This window comes from Noviluteimonas caseinilytica (assembly GCF_018406605.1).
GTDB classification, from domain to species: Bacteria; Pseudomonadota; Gammaproteobacteria; order Xanthomonadales; family Xanthomonadaceae; genus Noviluteimonas; species Noviluteimonas caseinilytica.
The window spans coordinates 2,023,193-2,041,972 of the sequence record NZ_AP024545.1; the positions used below are offsets into that span (position 1 = coordinate 2,023,193).

At 68.8% G+C, this 18,780-nt stretch carries 27 protein-coding genes; 12 read left to right on the top strand and 15 right to left on the bottom strand.

The genetic code is table 11. From position 1 onward, the window contains the following. Positions 1-27: 27 nt before the first annotated feature. The gene (locus LYSCAS_RS09795; RefSeq protein ID WP_213433866.1) at positions 28-672 is read left to right on the top strand and encodes a hypothetical protein; all 645 of its coding nucleotides are present in this window, start codon (positions 28-30) and stop codon (positions 670-672) included. 6 nt (positions 673-678) lie between these two features. Here LYSCAS_RS09795 and LYSCAS_RS09800 read toward each other — a convergent pair whose 3' ends face one another. The 4 genes from LYSCAS_RS09800 to LYSCAS_RS09815 all read right to left on the bottom strand — a co-directional run bounded on the left by LYSCAS_RS09800 (position 679) and on the right by LYSCAS_RS09815 (position 6,379). Beyond that, the gene (locus tag LYSCAS_RS09800; protein ID WP_213433867.1) at positions 679-2,574 is read right to left on the bottom strand and encodes a hybrid sensor histidine kinase/response regulator; all 1,896 of its coding nucleotides are present in this window, start codon (positions 2,572-2,574) and stop codon (positions 679-681) included. Beyond that, a complete protein-coding gene (locus LYSCAS_RS09805) occupies positions 2,571-3,170 on the bottom strand; it encodes a YfiR family protein (protein ID WP_213433868.1) in 600 nt (199 codons plus the stop codon). The genes LYSCAS_RS09800 and LYSCAS_RS09805 overlap by 4 nt, the downstream gene beginning before the upstream one ends. Continuing rightward, positions 3,160-5,133 (bottom strand): TonB-dependent receptor plug domain-containing protein, encoded by a 1,974-nt coding sequence (locus LYSCAS_RS09810; RefSeq protein ID WP_213433869.1) that lies wholly within the window; start codon positions 5,131-5,133, stop codon positions 3,160-3,162. The genes LYSCAS_RS09805 and LYSCAS_RS09810 overlap by 11 nt, the downstream gene beginning before the upstream one ends. Positions 5,134-5,239: 106 nt before the next feature. Beyond that, a complete protein-coding gene (locus tag LYSCAS_RS09815; protein WP_213433870.1) occupies positions 5,240-6,379 on the bottom strand; it encodes a ScyD/ScyE family protein in 1,140 nt (379 codons plus the stop codon). A 150-nt stretch (positions 6,380-6,529) separates the two neighbouring features. Between LYSCAS_RS09815 and LYSCAS_RS09820 the strand changes: the two genes are divergently transcribed. Together LYSCAS_RS09820 and LYSCAS_RS09825 are read left to right on the top strand one after the other, a co-directional pair. After that, positions 6,530-6,952 (top strand): YeeE/YedE family protein, encoded by a 423-nt coding sequence (locus tag LYSCAS_RS09820; protein ID WP_213433871.1) that lies wholly within the window; start codon positions 6,530-6,532, stop codon positions 6,950-6,952. Then, entirely contained in the window at positions 6,949-7,380 is a 432-nt protein-coding gene (locus LYSCAS_RS09825) for a DUF6691 family protein (protein WP_213433872.1), read from the top strand. Before LYSCAS_RS09820 ends, LYSCAS_RS09825 begins: the two co-directional genes overlap by 4 nt. Here LYSCAS_RS09825 and LYSCAS_RS09830 read toward each other — a convergent pair. From LYSCAS_RS09830 to LYSCAS_RS09845, 4 genes are all read right to left on the bottom strand, one after another. Beyond that, entirely contained in the window at positions 7,367-8,002 is a 636-nt protein-coding gene (locus LYSCAS_RS09830) for a hypothetical protein (RefSeq protein WP_213433873.1), read from the bottom strand. The genes LYSCAS_RS09825 and LYSCAS_RS09830 overlap by 14 nt on opposite strands. Continuing rightward, the gene (locus tag LYSCAS_RS09835; RefSeq protein ID WP_407075184.1) at positions 7,999-8,454 is read right to left on the bottom strand and encodes an RNA polymerase sigma factor; all 456 of its coding nucleotides are present in this window, start codon (positions 8,452-8,454) and stop codon (positions 7,999-8,001) included. The genes LYSCAS_RS09830 and LYSCAS_RS09835 overlap by 4 nt, the downstream gene beginning before the upstream one ends. A gap of 138 nt (positions 8,455-8,592) precedes the next feature. After that, positions 8,593-8,988, bottom strand: coding sequence for a hypothetical protein (locus LYSCAS_RS09840; RefSeq protein WP_213433874.1), 396 nt, complete (start codon positions 8,986-8,988; stop codon positions 8,593-8,595). Beyond that, positions 8,985-9,350 (bottom strand): VOC family protein, encoded by a 366-nt coding sequence (locus tag LYSCAS_RS09845; RefSeq protein WP_213433875.1) that lies wholly within the window; start codon positions 9,348-9,350, stop codon positions 8,985-8,987. Before LYSCAS_RS09845 ends, LYSCAS_RS09840 begins: the two co-directional genes overlap by 4 nt. Positions 9,351-9,470: 120 nt before the next feature. Between LYSCAS_RS09845 and LYSCAS_RS09850 the strand changes: the two genes are divergently transcribed. Next, positions 9,471-9,707, top strand: coding sequence for a hypothetical protein (locus tag LYSCAS_RS09850; RefSeq protein ID WP_213433876.1), 237 nt, complete (start codon positions 9,471-9,473; stop codon positions 9,705-9,707). On the opposite strand, the gene LYSCAS_RS09855 is transcribed toward LYSCAS_RS09850, so the two are convergent. After that, complete coding sequence (locus LYSCAS_RS09855; RefSeq protein WP_213433877.1) at positions 9,691-10,218, bottom strand: hypothetical protein; 528 nt, start codon at positions 10,216-10,218, stop codon at positions 9,691-9,693. The two genes, LYSCAS_RS09850 and LYSCAS_RS09855, sit on opposite strands and share 17 nt — an antisense overlap. A 153-nt stretch (positions 10,219-10,371) precedes the next feature. On the opposite strand from LYSCAS_RS09855, the gene LYSCAS_RS09860 reads away from it, so the two are divergent. Next, positions 10,372-10,743, top strand: a complete 372-nt coding sequence (locus LYSCAS_RS09860; protein WP_213433878.1) for a VOC family protein — start codon at positions 10,372-10,374, stop codon at positions 10,741-10,743. A 92-nt stretch (positions 10,744-10,835) separates the two neighbouring features. On the opposite strand, the gene LYSCAS_RS09865 is transcribed toward LYSCAS_RS09860, so the two are convergent. From LYSCAS_RS09865 to LYSCAS_RS09875, 3 genes are all read right to left on the bottom strand, one after another. Next, complete coding sequence (locus LYSCAS_RS09865) at positions 10,836-11,015, bottom strand: hypothetical protein (RefSeq protein ID WP_213433879.1); 180 nt, start codon at positions 11,013-11,015, stop codon at positions 10,836-10,838. Positions 11,016-11,214: 199 nt separating this feature from the next. Continuing rightward, on the bottom strand, positions 11,215-11,514 hold the full coding sequence (locus LYSCAS_RS09870; RefSeq protein WP_213433880.1) for a hypothetical protein: 300 nt from the start codon (positions 11,512-11,514) through the stop codon (positions 11,215-11,217). 96 nt (positions 11,515-11,610) lie between these two features. Next, positions 11,611-12,180 carry a hypothetical protein gene (locus tag LYSCAS_RS09875; protein ID WP_213433881.1) on the bottom strand — a complete coding sequence of 190 codons (570 nt, stop codon included), beginning with the start codon at positions 12,178-12,180 and terminating at the stop codon, positions 11,611-11,613. 118 nt (positions 12,181-12,298) lie between these two features. On the opposite strand from LYSCAS_RS09875, the gene LYSCAS_RS09880 reads away from it, so the two are divergent. Beyond that, complete coding sequence (locus LYSCAS_RS09880) at positions 12,299-12,820, top strand: hypothetical protein (protein ID WP_213433882.1); 522 nt, start codon at positions 12,299-12,301, stop codon at positions 12,818-12,820. A 9-nt stretch (positions 12,821-12,829) separates the two neighbouring features. Here the strand turns inward: LYSCAS_RS09880 and LYSCAS_RS09885 are convergent, their stop codons facing one another. Beyond that, a complete protein-coding gene (locus LYSCAS_RS09885; RefSeq protein ID WP_213433883.1) occupies positions 12,830-13,510 on the bottom strand; it encodes a DUF2306 domain-containing protein in 681 nt (226 codons plus the stop codon). Between the two features lie 147 nt (positions 13,511-13,657). Between LYSCAS_RS09885 and LYSCAS_RS09890 the strand changes: the two genes are divergently transcribed. The 5 genes from LYSCAS_RS09890 to LYSCAS_RS09910 all read left to right on the top strand — a co-directional run bounded on the left by LYSCAS_RS09890 (position 13,658) and on the right by LYSCAS_RS09910 (position 17,086). Continuing rightward, positions 13,658-14,731, top strand: a complete 1,074-nt coding sequence (locus LYSCAS_RS09890; RefSeq protein ID WP_213433884.1) for a sensor histidine kinase — start codon at positions 13,658-13,660, stop codon at positions 14,729-14,731. Beyond that, entirely contained in the window at positions 14,728-15,486 is a 759-nt protein-coding gene (locus LYSCAS_RS09895; protein ID WP_213433885.1) for a LytR/AlgR family response regulator transcription factor, read from the top strand. The genes LYSCAS_RS09890 and LYSCAS_RS09895 overlap by 4 nt, the downstream gene beginning before the upstream one ends. 14 nt (positions 15,487-15,500) lie before the next feature. Then, the gene (locus LYSCAS_RS09900) at positions 15,501-16,019 is read left to right on the top strand and encodes a dihydrofolate reductase family protein (protein ID WP_213433886.1); all 519 of its coding nucleotides are present in this window, start codon (positions 15,501-15,503) and stop codon (positions 16,017-16,019) included. A gap of 14 nt (positions 16,020-16,033) precedes the next feature. Further along, positions 16,034-16,438 (top strand): hypothetical protein, encoded by a 405-nt coding sequence (locus tag LYSCAS_RS09905; protein WP_213433887.1) that lies wholly within the window; start codon positions 16,034-16,036, stop codon positions 16,436-16,438. A gap of 138 nt (positions 16,439-16,576) precedes the next feature. After that, positions 16,577-17,086 carry a hypothetical protein gene (locus tag LYSCAS_RS09910; RefSeq protein WP_213433888.1) on the top strand — a complete coding sequence of 170 codons (510 nt, stop codon included), beginning with the start codon at positions 16,577-16,579 and terminating at the stop codon, positions 17,084-17,086. Here LYSCAS_RS09910 and LYSCAS_RS09915 read toward each other — a convergent pair. Beyond that, positions 17,083-17,412, bottom strand: a complete 330-nt coding sequence (locus tag LYSCAS_RS09915; protein ID WP_213433889.1) for a hypothetical protein — start codon at positions 17,410-17,412, stop codon at positions 17,083-17,085. The two genes, LYSCAS_RS09910 and LYSCAS_RS09915, sit on opposite strands and share 4 nt — an antisense overlap. A gap of 134 nt (positions 17,413-17,546) precedes the next feature. Further along, positions 17,547-18,122 carry a TMEM175 family protein gene (locus tag LYSCAS_RS09920; RefSeq protein ID WP_213433890.1) on the bottom strand — a complete coding sequence of 192 codons (576 nt, stop codon included), beginning with the start codon at positions 18,120-18,122 and terminating at the stop codon, positions 17,547-17,549. 95 nt (positions 18,123-18,217) lie between these two features. On the opposite strand from LYSCAS_RS09920, the gene msrA reads away from it, so the two are divergent. Next, a complete protein-coding gene (gene msrA / locus LYSCAS_RS09925; RefSeq protein WP_213433891.1) occupies positions 18,218-18,724 on the top strand; it encodes a peptide-methionine (S)-S-oxide reductase MsrA in 507 nt (168 codons plus the stop codon). Positions 18,725-18,780: the final 56 nt, after the last annotated feature.

The following is an 18,780-nucleotide window of genomic DNA, read 5'->3' on the forward strand; positions in this document are numbered from 1 at the left end:
TGCGTGGCCCCCCACGGAGCCTTGTCCATGACTTCGAACGCCCGCCCGACACCGTGTGCCTTCGTACTCGGCGCCCTGCTGCTCTGCAGCGTGCCCGCCTTCGCACAGCAAGCCCAACCGCAACCCGAACCGCAAACCACCGACGCGCCGCGCAGCATGCAGCAGTCGGTCGAGGCCACCGCCACGATCGCCGCGATCGACAAGGCCTCGCGCACCGTCACCCTGAAGCTCGACGACGGCACCACCACGGAAATCGTGGCCGGCCCCGACGTGAAGCGCTTCGACGAATTCGCCGTCGGCGACAAAGTGCACGCGCGCTACACCATCGGCGTCACCACCGAACTGCGCGCACCCACCGATGCGGAAAAAGCCGACCCGCTGGTCGTGGTCGAAGGCGGCGCCCGCGCGCCCACCGACGCCGCGCCCGCCGCCGGTGCCGGCCGCATGATCCGCGTCGTCGCGACGATCGAAGCGATCGACCGCGAAAAGAACACCGTCACGCTGAAGGGTCCCAACGGCAACTCGATGACCATCGAGGTGGCCGATCCCGCGGTGCTCGCCAAGCCGAAGGTCGGCGACACCGTGGTCGTCACGATCGCCGAATCGGTGGCGATGTCGCTCGACAAAGTCGCGGCGGCCGACAAGGCCAAGCCCGCGAAGAAGAAAAAGTGAGTCCGCTCAGCTTGCCGCCGGTGTGGGCAGCAAGCTGAGGATCGCGCCCACCAGCGCGTGTTCGTCGATCGGCTTGCCGAGGTGCCGCTGGTATCCGGCGGCGAACGCGCGCTCGCGGTCTTCCGGCCGCGCGAACGCCGTGACGGCGATCGCCGGCGTCTGCCCGCCGCGCGCCGGGCGCAGGCGGCGCACCGCACGCAGGAATTCGTAACCGTCCACGTCCGGCATGCCGATGTCGCTCACGAGCACATCGGGCGGCGACTGGTTGGACACGGCGCGTTCGAGCAACGCCAGCGCTTCTTCCGCCGACCCCGCGGTCTGCACCTGCGCGCCGTGGTCGGTGAGCACGTGGCGCAGCCAGGCGCGTGCGTCTTCGTCGTTCTCCACCACCAGCAGGCGCAAGGCGCGCAACGGCTGCACGCGCGGCGCCACGTCGGACGACACCAGCTGCACCACGTCCGGCCCCTGGTCGCGCAACGCGCGCCGCAACGGCAACTCGAGGGTGAAGCGCGCACCGAGCCCGCGCCCGTCGCTGTGCACGCCGACGCTGCCGCCGTGCAGTTCGACGAGCTGCTTCACGATCGCCAGGCCCAGGCCCAGGCCTTCGTGCGGCCGCGTGATCGAACTGTCGGCCTGGCGGAAGCGATCGAACACGTGCGGCAGGAATTCCGGCTCGATGCCTTCGCCGCTGTCGCGCACCACGACGCGCAGCACGTCGCCGTCGGCGCGCGCGATCACATCGACGGCGCCGTGGCGCGGCGTGAACTTGATCGCGTTCGACAACAAATTCCACAACACCTGCTGCAGGCGGTGCGGATCGCCGTGCACCAGCGGCAGGTCGGGCGAGGCTTCCACGCGGATCGTGATCTCGCGGACGTCGGCCGCCACGCGCACGGCATCCAGCGCAGCGGCGAGCACTTCATCGATGCGCACGGCCTGCACCTGCAGGCGCACCTTGCCGGCGACGATGCGGCTCATGTCGAGCAGGTCGTCGACGATGCGCGTCTGCGCATGCGCATTGCGTTCGATGATCTCCGCGCCCTGGCGGATGCGCGGGTCGTCGTGCGCGATGCGCCCGAGGATCTGCGCCCAACCCAGGATCGGCGTCATCGGCGTGCGCAGTTCGTGCGAGAGCGTGGCGAGGAATTCGTCCTTCACCTGGCTCGCGGCTTCGGCCTGCGCGCGCGAGGCCTTGAGGTCGCGGTCCTGGCGTTCGATCTGCGCCAGCATTTCGTTGAACGTCGTCGTGAATACGCCGATCTCGTCGTCGCCCGGCGGCACTTCGGCGCGCAGCGCGTAGTCGCGGCTGTCGGACACGCGTTGCGCGGTGCGGGTGAGGTCCGCGAGCGGGCGCGTGGCCACGCGCGCCAGTTGCCGCGCGATCGCCGCCACCAGCAGCAGCGCCATCAGTGCGACGCCCGCGACGACGAGCAGGTTGCGCCACAGGTCGCGGTTGAGCGCGTCCAGGTCGTACACCACCTGCAGGCGGCCGAGCGCTTGTCCGGCTTCCTGCACCATCACGACGGCGATGGCGTGGTGGCCGGTCTCGCTCAGGCCGAGTTGTCGCGCAGCGGGCGGTTCGTCGTCGGCGCCGTTGCGCCGGTAGCGCGCGAAGGCACGCCCGCGCAAGTCGTACAGCGTCGCGGAACTGACGTTGGGCGTGGCGCGGAAGGCTTCGAGCACTTCGCTCGCCGTGTTGCGATCGCCGAACACGAGCGGCGCGCCGCTGTTGATCGCCGCGATTTCCGTCTGCGCGCGCAATGCATCGAACGCCGCCGCGCGCAGGTTGCGATGGTTCGCCAGCGCGAGTGCGCCCGACACGAAGAGGATCGCGACGGCGCACGTGATCGTCACCAGTCGCCCGATCTGGTCGCTGAACCGCCGGCGCACGTGCACGCTCACGGCAAGTCCCCGTGGCGGATGCGCGCCAGCTTGAGCACCTTCGCGCTCACCTGCAGGCCGCCGTTGTCGATCGCCTTTGGATTGGCTTCGATGCCCAGCCGCGCATCGATGCGCACGATGCCGAGCATGCCGCCGCGCGCGGCGAAGTCGCGGTCGTCGCCGACGGTGAGCACCGGCGCGCCCGCGACGCTGCGCAGGATGTCGTTGCGACGGTCGGCTTCCACGTCGTGCAGGAACACCAGGTGGCTTGCGCGCAGTCGCCCGGCCTGCACGGCGCCGCTGCGCGGGAGCGCGACGAGTTCCACTTGGATCCGCCGCCCGCGTACCTGGCCCGCCGCCGCCGCGACGGCGCGCACCGTGGCCGCCGCATCCGCGCTGCCGACCACCGCGATGCGCCAGGGCACGTCCACGCCTGCGCGTTCGGGCGGCCAGTCGGTGTAGCGCAGGAAGTTCACCAGGAACGCCGCTTCCACCTGCAACGCGCGCGGCACCGGCTGCGGCCGCGCGGGCGGCGACAGCAACAGGCACGCGATCGCGCCCAGCAGCATCCACCACGCTGCACGCGACGGCATCGGCGCGGGTCGATCAGTGGCCAAGGTCGAACGTCACCTGCAGGTAGGCGGTGCGCGGCACCTGCGCGCCGGAGGCTTCCGCGTGGTTCGGGTCGAACACGTTCTGTCCCCACAACGCGAGTTCCAGCCCGTGGCGCGGACGCCACGTGAACCCGATATCGGTGCGCGTGTAGGCGGGGATCGCGTTGAACGGCACGCGACCCACGTGGTAGACGGCCGCGTTGAATTCGAAGTCGTCGCGCACGTCGTAGTACGAATGGAACTGCGCGAGCTCCGACGGCGAACTGGTCTCGTCGAACGGGAAGGCCGGGCCGTCGATGCGCACGCGCAGGCGGCTGTACGAGCCATCCACGCGCCAGCGATCGGTGATGCGCCCGGACACCGAGAAGTCCCCGCCCCAGGATTCGCCGCTCGCCTTGTCGGTGAACGTGCCGAAGACCGCGGGCGGCGGTTCGATCAGGCGCTGGTGGTCGTGGTGGAACAGCGCGGTATCGATCGCCCAGCGATCGGTGACCTGCCAGCGATGGCCCGCTTCCAGCGCCACCATGCGCTCGGGACGCAGCTGGTCGTTGCCTGCGAGTGCGATGGGCAGGATGTTGCCGTTCGGCGTGCCGGTGGTCACCGCGCCCACGTCGAACCACGAGAACACCAGCGCACCGTTTTCCTCGAAGCGCGATGGCACGCGCACCGGGCGCGCCGCCGAGAACCACAGCGTCTGGCGTTCGCTCGGCGTCCACCACGCGCGCACGTTGGGTTGCCACTGCGGCTTCACGAACGCGTGGTCGGTCACCTTCGTGCCCAGCATCAGGAACAGGCGTTCGGGCACGAGCTCGGTGGTGTTCTGCACGAACGCGTTGAGCGTGCTCCACGTGCGCCGCGTCGGATCGACGAACAGTTGCGCGCCGTTGCGCACGTTGTCGCGCGTCACGTCGTACTGCAGGCCCCAGATGAACTGGTTCTGCTCGCCCCACGGCAGCCAGCGCCGGTATTCCACGTCGAAGGTGTTGCGTGCCACGCCGAAGCGCGCGTTGTCGCGCACCGTGCGGGCCGTCCAGGCGCGCAACAGCCAGCCGCGTTCGTCCTCGAACCCGTGCAATGCGCGGAACAGCAAGGAGCCGCCCTCGACCGTGTCGTCGCCGCTGGCGGTCATGAAGCGGCGATCCTGGCCGAACACCGGGATCTGCACGGTCGCATGCGCCTGCGGGTGCATGTAGGCGTCGCCCTGCACGGTGAACGTGGTCTGCGGCGTGAGCGCGCCATCGACGCGGAAGCCGCCGCGCAACGAGGCCCACTGGTCTTCGATCGAGCGCCCGTTGACGTCTTCGAAGGCCCCGTGGTGTTCGTACTTCGCGTACACGCGGTAACTGGTGGTCTCGCTCGGCGACGCGCCGTAACGCGCCAGCACGGAGTCGTTGCCGTTCGTGCCCAGCTTGGCCTTCACGAACGCGCCCTGCGTTTCGGCGGCGCGTTTGGTCACGATCTGGATCACGCCCTGCATCGCGTTGACGCCCCACAACGACGCACCGGGGCCGCGGACGACTTCGATGCGGTCGATCTCGGACAAGGGCAGGTCCAGCGAATCCCACCAGGTCGTGGAGGTGAGCGGGTCGTACACCGAGCGCCCGTCGACCATCACCAGGTATCGGTTGGCCGTGAGCGCCGAGCCCGCCAGCCCGCGCGCGCCCGCGATCCAGCTGCCGGCATTGATCTGCGCAACGTAGAAGCCGGGGACCAGGCGCAGCGCTTCGACGACGCTGCGTGCGCCGCTGCGGCGGATGTCCTCGGCGGAAATGACGCTGACCGCGGCGGGCGTGGTGAAACGCGTGCCCGGCCGCCCGGAAATCGACGTCACGCGCGTGTTGACGAGTTCCTCGAGCGGCAGGTTCGCCAGGCGCGCGAGGTCTTCGTTGGTGGTCGATTGCGCGAAGCAAGGCGCGGCAAGGCTGCACGCCCACGCCAACGCGACGCCCCGAAACTTGCTCGGCATCCCCATCACCCCTGTCCACGGAACCCCGGGCGCAGGCGCACGAGGTTGGGCAGGATGCCGAGCCGCGATGTGAAGATGCCTTCACACCGCGGCAGGGGTCATGCGGTCACAGGTCCACGCGCAGCACTTCGCCCACGCCCGGGATCGGCGGACCGAAGCCGATGTGCGAGACGTAGAGGTCGCCGTCCGGTCCCATCGTCATCGCGGTCGGCAGGGTGAGGCCGCTCACGATGGTTTCCGGGCCGCCGCCCGGCCGGATGCGCACGATGCTGCCCGCGCCCGGCGTGGGATCCGGGTTCCCGCTGGTGTTCTGCAGGATGTACAGGTTGTCCTTCGCGTCGAACGCCAGGCCCAGGATCGTGGTGCCTTGCGCGACGACCTGCAGGCGCGTCGGGTTCGACAACAGGCGCCACACGCGCGAGGAGTTGTCGACGATCGGGAAGAAGTTGAGGTTCCCGATGTACCAGTAGCCGCCATGGCGCGCGAGCGCCGTCGGCACCACGTGGCCGACGTGCGCGGAGATGTCGATCACGCGCTGGATCGCGCCGGTGCTGGCCGACACGCGCACGAGTTCGCCGTGGTTGGGTTCCACCGCGTACAGCCAGCCATCGCGCGCGACCATGCTGTACCACGTGCCGTCGGGTTCGAAGTCCGCCGGCTCGACGACCGCGGTGGGATGCGTCTTCTGGTACGCGCTCAGGTTGGCGACGAGCGAAGGCGCGCCCCCGGCGCCGATGCGCACGATCGCGTTGTCGCGGTTGCGCACGCCATGCGAGCAACCGCCGCCCGAGATCAGCGCATACAGCTGTCCGTTCACGAACGCGACGTCCGCCACGCCACTGACGAGCGAGCCGAGCGTCGCCGCCGTCGTGCTGGTGGGCAGGTTGGTCGTCACCGTGGTGCGGTGGCCCGACGAATCGATGCGCGAGATGCGACCGCCCGTGCTGCTGCCGAGGTACGGGCCCACGGGCGGGACGACCTGCGTGCATTGCGCAGGCGTGGTCGACCCCGTGCCGCCGGTGCCGCCTTCGGCGACATAGAGATTGCCGTCGGGTCCGAATTTCAGGCCGCGCGGATTGTTGAGTCCCTTGGCGAAGACCGACACGCTGATGGACTGCGCGGCCTCCACGCGGACGAGGTCTGCGGCGCGCAACAACGGATCGGACTGGCCGGCGCTTGCCGTGGATGCCGCAATGGCGAGCGCGATCGCGAGTGCGCAGGTGCGCACGGAAGAGTTTGGTTTCATGGGGAAATCTCCTGGCGGAAGTGGCCCGCCAACAGAAGCAACGCGGACGCGATGCGCAGCGGACAGGGGACACCCATGCGGGGGACGCGCGCGCTGTGCGGCGACTGCGTGGAGTGCGAAGATGCCGCAACACATCGGTGGGAGCGTGCGATGGCGTCGTGGCAAGCAGGCTTGCTCGGGGGCGTGCTCATCGGGATCGCGGCCACCTTGTTGTTGTTGCTCAACGGGCGGATCGCGGGCGTCAGCGGGATCACCTTCAACGCTGCCCTGCAACGCAACCCGCGCGGCGAATCGGCGTGGCGCTGGGCCTTCCTCGCAGGATTGATGATCGCCGGCGGCATCGCGATGCGCGCGACCGGGCAGGTCGCGCTTTCGCCCGCACCGTTCGCGGTGGTGGCGGTGGCGGGGCTGCTCGTCGGTTACGGCACGCGGCTCGGCGGTGGCTGCACGAGCGGGCATGGCGTGTGCGGCATCGGCCGGATGTCGAAGCGCTCGCTCGTGGCGACGGTGCTGTTCGTCGCGTCGGGGATGGCCACGGTGTTCGTGCTGCGGCACGTTGCGGGGGCCGCATGAACCGGATCCTGGCGGCGTTGCTTGCGGGCGCGTTGTTCGGCGTCGGCCTGGTGATCGGCGGGATGACCGATCCCGATGTCGTGCTCGGTTTCCTCGATGTCGCGGGCGAATGGAACCCGACCTTGCTGTGCGTGATGCTCGGCGCGACGGGCACGACGGCGATCGCGTTCCGGTTCGTGCTGCGCCGCGATCGCCCCGTGTTCGATGCGGACTTCCACCTGCCGACGTACACGCTCGTCGATCGCGACCTCGTCGTCGGCGCCGTCGTCTTCGGCGTGGGCTGGGGGCTGGCGGGCTACTGCCCGGCCCCCGTACTCGTCGGCGCCGCGGGTGGGGCGTGGACCGCGTGGGTGTTCGTGCCGGCGATGTTGCTGGGCGCGGTGTTGCAACGTGCGGTGCTGAAACGCCGCGCGGTCAGCCCTGCGTGAATTCCCGGGCGTCGCGCAATTCGCGTTCGACCTGCTGCAACCGGCCCCCCACCGCGGACGTCTCCAGCCACGACGGCCAGCGCCGCATCGCCCACGCCGCGGCGATCGCAAGCACCGCACCGAACGCCAGATTGGCAAGCACGTACATCGGCTGGTAACGCCACACATCCAGGCCGATCGCGTTCAAGCCGATGAACAGCAGCGGCGCCCAGGCGATCGCACCGACGAGGAGCAACACGCGCTCGCCGCGGATGCGCTGGCGGCGCACGTCCAGCACGCGCGCATGCACCTGCGCCACGGGTTGCGTCCAGTCGATCGCGGCCAGCTTCACCAGTTGCGTCGTGGCCATCGCGATCAGCGCGATGCCATACAGGTGCACCGCGACGCCGTACGCAACCAGGTGCGGCGTGCCGAGGTGGTCGAACCAGTACCCGCCCGCCCACACCGCGATGGCGATGCCGACCGCCAGTTCGATCCACTGTCCCAGCGACACCAGGCCCAGCCGCCCGTGCACGCGATGGCGCAAGGCATGGCCTTCCAGTTCCGCCAGGCGCAGCGTTTGCGTTTCAAGCTTTTGCGTGGCGGATTGCCAGGCGGCTTGCAGGTCCTGCAGTTCCATCATGCGTCTCCTCGTTCGGCGCCGACGCTGCGGCGCAATTGATCCTTGATGCGGTTCAGGCGCGTGGCGACGTTGCCTTCGCTCGTGCCGAGCACCTCGGCGGTCTCGCGATGGCTGCAGCCTTCCAGGTGCAGCAGCAACAGCGCGCGGTCGAGCGGCACGAGCGTGGCCATCGCGCGTTGCACCAGCGCGAGTTGCTGGCGCGCGGCGAAGTCGACGTCGGTGTCGCCCGCGGGTTCGTCCTGCAGGTCGTCGAGCGCGGCGTGCGTGCGCGGGCGTTCGCGGCGTTGCTGCGAGATCGCCACGTTCAATGCAATGCGATACATCCACGTCGAGAACGGGCGCGCGGGGTCGTAACCGGGCCACGCCTGCCACAGGCGCAGCGCGATGTCCTGCGCGAGGTCGGCGCGATCGTGCGGTGCCTGCCGGAAGGCGGCGGCGACTTTCAGCACGATCCCGCGATGGGCTTCAAGCAGGGCAGGGAAGTCGTCGGCGGTGGCGGCGTGGCGGTCAAGGCGGCTCGTGTCCGGCGGGGCTTGCTGGGTGATACGCGGCAGCGGGCGGAATCTCACACGACCCGGGCACGCGCCGGATCAGGGATCGAGGAGGCTTTCGCTGCGCAGCCAGTACAGCGCTTCGGCCCGGGTTTCGAACACGTTGGCCACCAGGCCGAAGTTGCGCGCCGCCACCATCGCGAACCGCTCCGGGTCGATGAACTCCGGGCGCGTGACCATCACCAGGCGCAACCGCGGGCCGGCCACCGCGGCCCACGTGCGCACCATCTCGTGGCGCGCGCCGACGCCCGGCGGTTCGAAGCCGGCAATCCCGCGGATGTCCACGACCAGGCCGTGGTAGCCGCGCGCCGTGGCCGCGGCGATGACCTTGGCGACGCGCGCCACGCCTTCGTGCAGCGCGATCGCACCGGACAGGTTGAACAACGCGAAGCGGCGCTCCGCGTCGAGGCATTCGAAGTCGAAGTCGTCGCTCACGGCGCGGGCATCCGCAGCTGGAAGACGTTGCCTTCCGGATCACGGCCATCGCATGCGCGGAATCCCCGCGCTTGCCACTCGCGCTCCGGCGGCCAGAGTTCGCCGCCGAGTTCGCGCGTGCGCACGCGCGCCGCGGCCAGGTCATCGACGGGGAAACACAGCTTGAGATAGCTGTCTTCGCGCGTGGAGAAGTCGGTGCCCGCACCGTGGATGGCGTGGATCGTGAGCTGGAAGCCGTCGCATTCGAGCACCGCGTGGCGATCGTCGCCGTGCACGCGCTGCATGCCCGCCAGCTCGCGATAGAACGCCGTCATGCGCGCGACGTCGTGCACGAACAGGACGGCGGCGGGGAGGAGTTTCACGGCCGGTTTCCCGCCTCCCCCTGACGGGGGAACGCAATACACCGAGCGGGTGACGATTTCATCGACCGTTGCAAACGCCACCGTCCGTAATATCCAGCGATGTCCCGCGAATCAGCCCCCATGACCGTCGACCAACTGCGCAGTCGCCTCGCTGGACTCGACGGTGGGCTCGAACTCGTCTGTTTCTGCTGCGACGAAGGAACGCGACAACGCACGACGCCGTTCCGCGTCTACGTCGTCGAGCAGGTGCACGTGACGCGCGCCGCGCGCGCCACGTCGCCCGGCGCCCCGCTCGAATTCGGGCATGGCCCGCAGGCGCGCGAAATGGCGGTGGTGCACATCACGACGGATTTCTGACCGGCGCCGGCGCGGTGGCCTCGACGCGCGGGTGGAAGCGCCGTACCGCGAGCACCGTCAACACGACGAACAGCACCAGCACGAGGCCTTGCGCGATCCCGAACGGCGGCTCCTTCTGCGTCGGCGCCAGCGCGTGCAGCGCGGGCACCTTCAGGAACAGCTGCACGACCAGCACGAACACGTTGAGGTACACCGAGACCATCGCGCCGATGACGTAGATCGCGCGCCACGGTCCGGCGAGGCGTTGCCCGTACAACGCGATCAGCGTCAGCGCGAGCACGCCCGACGACACGACCCCGGTTCCCAACGCCGGCGTGAAGCCGCGGAAGGGAAACAGGAAGCCGGTGGCCGTGGTGAGTACCGCGGTGGACAGGAAGAGCGAGGTCCACCCCGGCATCGCCTGGTTGCGCAGCAGGCCTTTCGCGACGACGAGGCCTGCGAGGATCGCGACCAGGCTCAGGGCCGTGTGGAAGAGCGTGAACGGATGCGTCAACGGCAGGACCGGTTCCATGCGTGCATTCCCCCTCGCGGCGTTCGGCGGAGCCTGCGCCCATCGCTGCGGGCGCGCAACTGGCGGCCTCGCGGCGGCCGGGGCGGGGTTCGCTGACGTCGCTGGAACGCCCTGGGCAGTAGCATCCCGGCCCCGCAACGACCGGAGGCCGCCATGGACCGCAATCCCGTCGGCTGGTTCGAGATCTACGTGCAGGACATGGAACGCGCGAAGGCGTTCTACGGCGCCGTGTTCGAAACGCAGTTCCAGCAACTGGAGACATCGGAACTGCAGATGTGGTCGTTCCCCGCGTTCGCGAACAGCAACGGCAGCACCGGCGCGCTCGTCTGCATGAAAGGCTTTCCGTCGGGCGGCAACAGCACGATCGTGTACTTCATGTGCGAGGACTGCGCGAACGAAGAGAAACGTGCGTCGGAAAACGGCGGCAAGGTCTTCAAGCACAAGTTTTCCATCGGCGAGCATGGCTTCATTTCGCTCGTGACCGATCCCGACGGCAACATGATCGGTTTGCACTCGATGCAGTGACGCAACGAAAAAGCCCCCGCCGAAGCGAGGGCCTTTCGTTGACGCTTCACGCATCACGGATGCCGAAGCACCCGGGAGCGTGCGATGTCGTTTCAGCGGTTGGAAGCCGGCGCGGTCGACGAACCCTTGTTGCCTTCTTCCAGCGACTTCTTGTCGGCATCGCTCATCGCCTTCGGCGCGGCAGCGAACTTGGGGTCCGTTGCGTCGACCTTGGAGACTTCCGGCGTGGCCGGCTTGGTACCGGTGATTTCCGGCTTGGTGTCGTTGCTCATGGTGTGATCCTTGCGAATGGGATCCGTTGACCGGATCCGTTTGGCCGTGGCCATTGCCTGCATGCGCAGGAGGAGGCTCAAAGGCGGGATCGCAATTTCGATGAGTGCCGCCGGAGCGAAGTGGCGCGTGTCGCTCGGTGCCCGTGCAACATGCGCCGCGGGGCATTACGGGGTGGTGACGGCTGGGCCTGGAGCGGTCTCAGGCGCGCGGCAGGTAGCGATCGAGGTGGCTGTAGCGCGATTTCCACGTCGCGAGCGGCCGCAGCGTGTCCGGGCCGCCGCGTCGTTCCGGATCGCGCACCGCCACGGCGAGATCGCCGGAGACCTTCGCCAGCAACCGCGCCAGGCGTGGCGGCGGGGGCGTATCGCGCGGGCCGGCGCTTTCCAGCGTGCGCAGCAACTCGCGCAGCGTGAAGGACTGCGATGCGCGCGGCGCCTGCCAGGCGCGGGACAGGGCGGCGAACCAGCGCGAAGCGCGCGCGGGAAGGCGGGAGGACAAGCGGGGCATCGGTGCGCCTGGGTGCGTGCGGTCGCGCAGGGGCGCAACGATCGACCGACACGGTGCGCCCTGGCGGATGAGTGCGAGGTGACCCGGTTACACCGCCGCCAGCCCGTTGTACATCGCGCCGAGGAACAACACGAACGACACGGCCGCGAAGACGCCCTGCACGCGCTCGCTTTCCGAGCGGGCACACACCAGGCACCCGGTGAGCCAGAACACCTGCGAGCCCCAGTACAACGGGCCCAGGTCGATCACGTGTTGCCAACCCTTCTGCACCGTGTCGATTTCGTCGGACACCAGCAACGCGAGCAGCAACAGGAACAGCGGGCGCTTGATGGCGAAAAAATGGGCCTTGAGGCTCACGACGCCGGCGCCGCCGCGGTCCGGGAACATCAGGTCCGACATCACGAAAAGCAGCGACGGGATCAGCAGCATGCTCAGGTAACTGAGATACCCGATGTGCGGCACCGCGGCCCAGGCCTGCAGCATCCACCAGAAACTCGCCATCGCGATCAGCAGGAACGCGCTCCACACCGTGTGGATCCAGTACCAGTCCGCGCTGCGCCCGCGCTTGATCAGCGAGGCGATGTGCGCGAGCACGTTGGCCACGCCCAGGCCGTAGATCAGCGAGACGAACGTGGAAAGGTGGGCGAGGTGCTCCATGGGCGTGGCGTGTCTCCGGTCCGGGCTGGCGCGAATCGCGCGATTCAATCCGAATCCGCGGCGGCCTTCAACGGCGGGCGATGACCGCTTCCGTGCCCGCGGCGACGTTGGCCGGGGTATGCCTGCGTCGGACCTGCTCATCGCCATCACGCAACTCGGCGTCGCGCTCGCCGGGTTCTCGGGCCTGATCGCCGCGATCCGCACGGCCTCGCCGGAGGGCTGGCATCCGCGCGACATCTGGTCGCTGTCGTGGATGCTGGGGGCGAGCATCGGCGCGCTCGTGCTCGGGTTGCTGCCGGCGTGGCTGGCGTTGTTCGACTGGACCACCCTGCGCGTGTATCGCGTCGCAAGCGTCGTCGCGTTTGCCTACATCAGCGTGCTCGGAGGCGTGATGGCATGGCGCGGACGGCGCCTGACCTTGCGCGGGTTTCCGCCGCGCGTGAAGTTCTTCCCGTCGGCGATCTTTGCGTTGCTTGGCGTCTCCGCGATCGCAACGGGCGCGGGGGCGGCGGGAAGCCTGCAGGCGTCGATCGTGCCCGCGTACGTCGGAAGCCTGATCGCATTGCTGGTGGTGTCGGCGCTGGTGCTCGCGATCTTCCTCGTGCTGCTGGCGCGGGCGGCGCAGCAAGAAAAAAACTGAGCGTCCCGGTCACGTTCCCTGGGTCGCTTTCGCGACGGATCGCATCGCCTTGCGCCCCCGCAGCGTGCGCACCAGCCAGTACAGCGTCGTGCCCGCGACGAGCAGCACGGGCACGACGAGCAAGCCGGAGGCCCGGATCGGCGCGGGGAAGAACTTCGCCTGGCCGAGGAACAGCGACGCGGTCGCGATCCAGTACGCCATGCCCATGCGCCAGAGGTGGCGCACGAGGCGTTGGGCGCCGGCGATGTGGCCGGCTACCAGGAGACGCGCGTCGAGTGCCGCGGCCGACAGCACGACGAGTGCGAACAGGAAGAACGGTGCGGGCGGGAACTGGTCCACCGGGCCATGCCGCACGGCGAGCACCCCGAGCGACAAGGCACGAAGGCCCGTGGCGAACCCCAACGCCATCAACGCGACGTACCAGCCGCGCGCGGCCACGACATCGCGCTTCACCGTGAGCCACGCGGTCGTGACGAGGTAGAACGTCGAGAACGCGGCGACTACGTTGCCGCGGTTGGGATGCACGAACGTGGCGGCGATGGCGCCGGTCGCCGTCAACGTCACCATCGCGACGAAGAAGACGGTGCCCGCGCTTCGATGCAGCCGCGAGCCCTTCTTCGCGAACAGCGCAAATGCGCCGGCGACGATCACGACGAGCCCGGCGGTGATATGCAGCCAGCGCAGCAGCATGGCGATGTCCCCTTGCTTCTCTGTTGCGGCGACTCTGGAAGCGCGCCGGCGGGGCGTCCACGGGGATTGCGACGAACGACGGCCTGGCGTGGACGAAGCACGGTCCCCGCCGACGATCCGCGCGCGGCACGCTGGTATCGTCGTCCCATGCCCGACACCCGCGTTCCTGCCGCGCCGACGCCCGGACCCTGGTTCGGCTGGAAGCGCGTGCGCACGGTGGCGATCGCGGCGTTCGTCGTCAGCCTGCCGATGTCGACGAACTGGACCGCCTCGTATTGGCTGTTGCTGGTGCGGCTGTTCCTCGTCGGCATGGCCGCGCTCTGCATGTTCGGGCTGTTCGAACGCTGGCCGCGCCGCTTGCCCAGCTGGATCGCACGCTGGGGCCTGCAGGTGGCGGGCGTGGCGGCGATCATTCCAGTTGCGGCCGCGCTCTCGTACGCCTTCACCACGCCGCACGACGTGCATTGGTGGTCGGTAAAGTCGCGCATGGAGGGTTTCAGCTTCATCGCGTTCATGGGCTTGTTGGTCGCGCCGTGGATCGCGATGTCCGCGTTGTACCGGCACATCAGCGGGAAGGCGCGCAGCCAGGCGCTGGCCTTCGAGCTGGAACGCAGCGAGTACGACCGCAATGCGCTGGACGCGCGGCTGCGGTTGTTGCAGGCGCAGGTCGAGCCGCATTTCCTGTTCAACACGCTCGCGAACGTGCGCGAACTAGTGGATGCGGGCTCGCCGCAGGCATCGGAGGTGCTCGGCAGCCTCATCGCGTACCTGCGCGCAGCGGTGCCGCGCTTGCACGAAGCCAACGCCACGGTGGCGCAGGAACTGGAACTGGTGCGCGCGTACCTCGAAGTGATGCACATGCGCATGCCCGACCGTCTGCGGTGGTCGGTGGATGCGGAGCCGGGCGCGCTGCAGGTGCCGTGCCCGCCGACGAGCGTACTGACCCTGGTGGAGAACGCGGTGCGGCACGGCATCGATCCGGCGGAAGAGGGCGGGCGCATCGATGTGCGCGCGACGGTGCAGGGCGGGCAGTGCCGCATCGTGGTGGCTGACACCGGCGTGGGCGTGGCTTCGACGATCAACGCAGGCACGGGCTTGTCGAACCTGCGCGAACGGCTGCAACTCGCGTTCGGCGATGAGGCCCGACTGGTGTTGGCGCCGCTGCCGCCGCATGGCACGACTGCGGAACTCGTGTTTCCGATGCCGGCACCGCCAAGATGAGCATCGCGGCCACCGCATTGATCGCCGACGACGAGCCGTTGCTGCGACGCGCGCTCGCGCGGCAGCTTGCCGAGGCCTGGCCGTCGCTTGAGATCGTCGCCCAGGCACGCAATGGCCGCGAAGCGGTGGACCGGTTCGAAGCGCTGCGCCCGGACGTGTGTTTCCTCGACGTGCACATGCCCGGCCTCGACGGCATCGACGCCGCGCACGCGATTGGGCGGCGCGCGCATGTCGTGTTCGTGACTGCCTACGATCGTTATGCGGTGCAGGCGTTCGAACAGGGCGCGATCGATTACCTGGTCAAACCGGTGGAAGGCGCGCGCCTGGCCGACACCGTTGCGCGCTTGCAGGCGCGCCTGCAGGCCGCTTCGCCGATGGCGGACCTCGCGCCGATGCTCGCACGCCTGTCGCGGCAGCACGCGCGCTGGTTGCGCGCGTCAGTGGGCAACGATGTGCGCCTGATCGCGGTGGAGGACATCGACTACCTGCGCTCCGACGAGAAATACACGCGGATCGCCTGGCGTGGCGAAACCGGGCGCGGCGGCGAAGCGCTCGTCCGAACGCCGCTGAAGGAGCTGATGGCGCAGCTGGATCCCGATCAGTTCGTGCGGGTGCACCGCGCCGTGGTGGTGAACCTGCGTGCGGTGAGCCACATGGTGCGCGGCGACAACGAGACCGGAACGTTGCACCTGAGGTCGCGTTTGGACGTGTTACCCGTGAGTCGGCGGTATCTTCACCACTTCCGCGCGAGCTGAGCAGGAGCGCACGCATGAAAGCCTCCGTCTTCGTCGGCACCAGCCTCGACGGGTTCCTGGCCCGCGCGAACGGTGCGCTCGACTTCCTCCCGCCCGGCGGCGGCGAGCCGCACGGCTACGAGGAATTCATGGCCACGGTGGATGCGCTCGTCATCGGCCGCAATACGTACGAGGTCGTGCTCGCCTTCCCCGAGTGGCCCTACGGCGACAAGCCGGTGTTCGTGCTCAGCACGCATGCGCTGGCGCCTGCACCGGCGGGTGCGGTGGTCGAACCTCTGTCCGGCGCACCGGAAGCCATCGCCGCGCACCTCGCCGCACGCGGATTCGAGCACCTGTACATCGACGGCGGCATCACCATCCAGCGGTTCCTCGACGCCGGCCTGATCCAGCGCCTCGTGGTCACGCGCGTGCCCGTGCTCATCGGGACCGGCATTCCGCTCTTCGGTCCGCTGCAGCGCGACATCAAGCTGGAACATCTCTGCACGCGGCAGTTCGTGAGCGGGCTGGTCCAGAGCGAGTACCGCGTGCTCTGACAGGAGGCGCCCGAATGCATCCGCCACCGATTCCGCAGGACGTGATCTACACGGCGCTCTATGCCGCGCTGGGCCTCACCGATTCGATCCTGCAGATCTGGATCACGCTGACGTTCGCGGTGATCGTGTCGACCTACATCGCGGGCGATCGCTTCAACCGGCACGTGTACTGGTTGCTGACGTGCCTCTACGCGTTCGCGTCCTTCATCCTGCTGGTGCGCTTCGGCAGCGCGGCCATGCAGGCCTTCCACTACAAGAACCTGCTGATTGCGCGCGGCTTCGAACCCTGGCCCGTGCCGAACGTGGTCTCCCTGGTCATCGGCGGAGGGTCCGTGGCCCTGATCATCTCGGGGACCCTCGGGACGCTGTGGTTCGTCCGCTCGACGTGGAAGCAGCTCGAGGGCCGGCAGGCCGGCTGACTTCTTCCTCGCTTCACACAACGCCCATCGTGGACACACCCGCGCGCGCGATGCTGCGCGCCACTCATGCACGGAGACGCAGCGATGGCGGCCAACATCAGCGGGAGCGGGCGGCGCGGGAACGGATTGCGGTGGGCCATGTGGGGCTTCGCAGCGTTGCTGCTGGCGCTCCCGGCGGTGGCGATGCAGTTCGACACCGGCGTGAATTGGACGGCAACCGACTTCCTCACCTGGGGCGCGATGCTCGCCATCGCGTGCGGTGCGTACGAGTTCGGCGCGAGGAGGACGGGCAACCGGACCTATCGCGCCGGCGTCGGCGTGGCGGTGGTCACCGGCTTCCTGCTGGTGTGGATCACCCTGGCCGTCGGCATCATCGGCAGCGAAACCAATGGCGCGAACCTGATGTTCGCGGGCGTCCTGGCCGTCGGCGGCATCGGCGCGCTGATCGGGCGCTTCCAGCCGCTCGGCATGGCGCGTGCGTTGGTCGCGACGGCGATCGCGCAGGCCTCGGTGGCGGTGGTCGTGCTGGTCGCAGCGTTGGGGTCGAACCGCGAGGTGCTGGCGCTGACGGCGATCTTCGTCGTGCTGTGGCTCGTGTCGGCGTGGTTGTTCCGCAATGCCGCGCGCGAGCAGGGCCTGCCGACCTAACCCGGATGCCGGTAGGCGTGCGCGGCCCACACCAGGGCCGCGGCGCAGGCGATCGCGACGAACAGGCCGTAGCGCAGGTGGAACGGGATCGGCACGCGGCCCAGTGCCTGTTCCATGACGTTCGTCTCCAGCTTCCATCCGTGCTGGCACTGCGAACATGCGAGCTGGTACCGCTTGTCGTAGACGAACCCGAACAGAAGGTCGAATTGGCCGTACGAATACCTGAGCTGCGGGATGAAGTCCTTGTCTTCCTCGCAACGCGGGCAGTGGTGCGTCTCGGCAGGGCCCACCTGCACGACCCGCTCGCCGCGGCCGATCATGAACATCACCCGGAACATCCCCTGTGCTGGCGCGGATCCCGAAAAGCGGAATCGCGCCAGGATGATCCCGGGCACCCGTCGCGGCGTCAACGATTTCGAGCAGCACCGGCCCATGGGGTTCGCTCCCTTGGAGGACACGGTCAAACCCCCGGCGGATCCGGCCGCAGGTACACCACCAGGCACACGAAGCACAGCGCAATGGCGATCAGGGGTGCGAACAACCCCACCACGGTCGCGACCACGAACAAGCCCAGCGTGAACGTGGCCCGCAGCCGCATCCGGTGGCGGATCCGCGCCGGTGCGACATCGGCCGGTGCGCGCCCGATGAGTTCGGTGATCAGCCCGAGGTACGTCGCGTTCACCAGCACGAAGACCGCCGCGTAGAACGACACGGGCGCCGGCGCCAATTTGCTGCGTGCCATCCACGCCGTCGACAGCGGCACCAGCGACATCGCGAACAGGTGCGCGAAGTTGGTCCACAGCAGGCGCGGCGTGGCTTCGCGCGCGTAGCGCAGCAGGTAATGGTGGTTCATCCAGACGATGGCGATGAACACGTAGCTCATCCCGTAGCTCAGCCATGACGGCCAGTGCGCCAGCAGCGCGGCATAGGTGCTTTGCGCGGGCGGGCGCAGTTCCAGCACCAGCACGGTGATGAGGACGGCGAAGACGCCGTCGGAAAACAGGGTCAGGCGTTCCGGCGTGGCCTTGCGGAGCATCGTGGGCGCCCCTATCCATTGGGTCCGGGCGATCGACGTCGGTCGACCCGGCCGGGGCGCAATATCGCACCCCCACCCGACGAGGACCAAGCACGATGACCACGCAAACGAGTACCGCGCTGCTGGCCGGCGGCTGCTTCTGGGGCATGCAGGACCTGATCCGGCGCCAGCCCGGCATCCTCGCCACGCGCGTGGGCTACAGCGGCGGCGACGTGCCGAACGCGACCTACCGCAACCACGGCACGCACGCCGAGGCGATCGAGATCACCTTCGATCCGGCGCAGACGAGCTATCGCGACATCCTGGAGTTCTTCTTCCAGATCCACGACCCGTCGACGAAGAACCGCCAGGGCAACGACGTCGGCATGAGCTATCGCTCGGCGATCTTCTACCTGGACGACGAACAGAAGCGCGTGGCCGAAGACACGATCGCGGATGTCGATGCGTCGGGTTTGTGGCCGGGCAAGGTGGTCACCGAAGTCTCGCCGGCCGGCCCGTTCTGGCAAGCCGAACCGGAACACCAGGATTACCTGGAGCGTTATCCCGAGGGCTACACCTGCCACGTGATCCGCCCGGGCTGGAAGCTGCCGAAGCGCGCGTGACGCGGGGGTTTGCTACCGTGGCGCGCAACGCGAGCGGGGCCAACGTCGATGCGGTA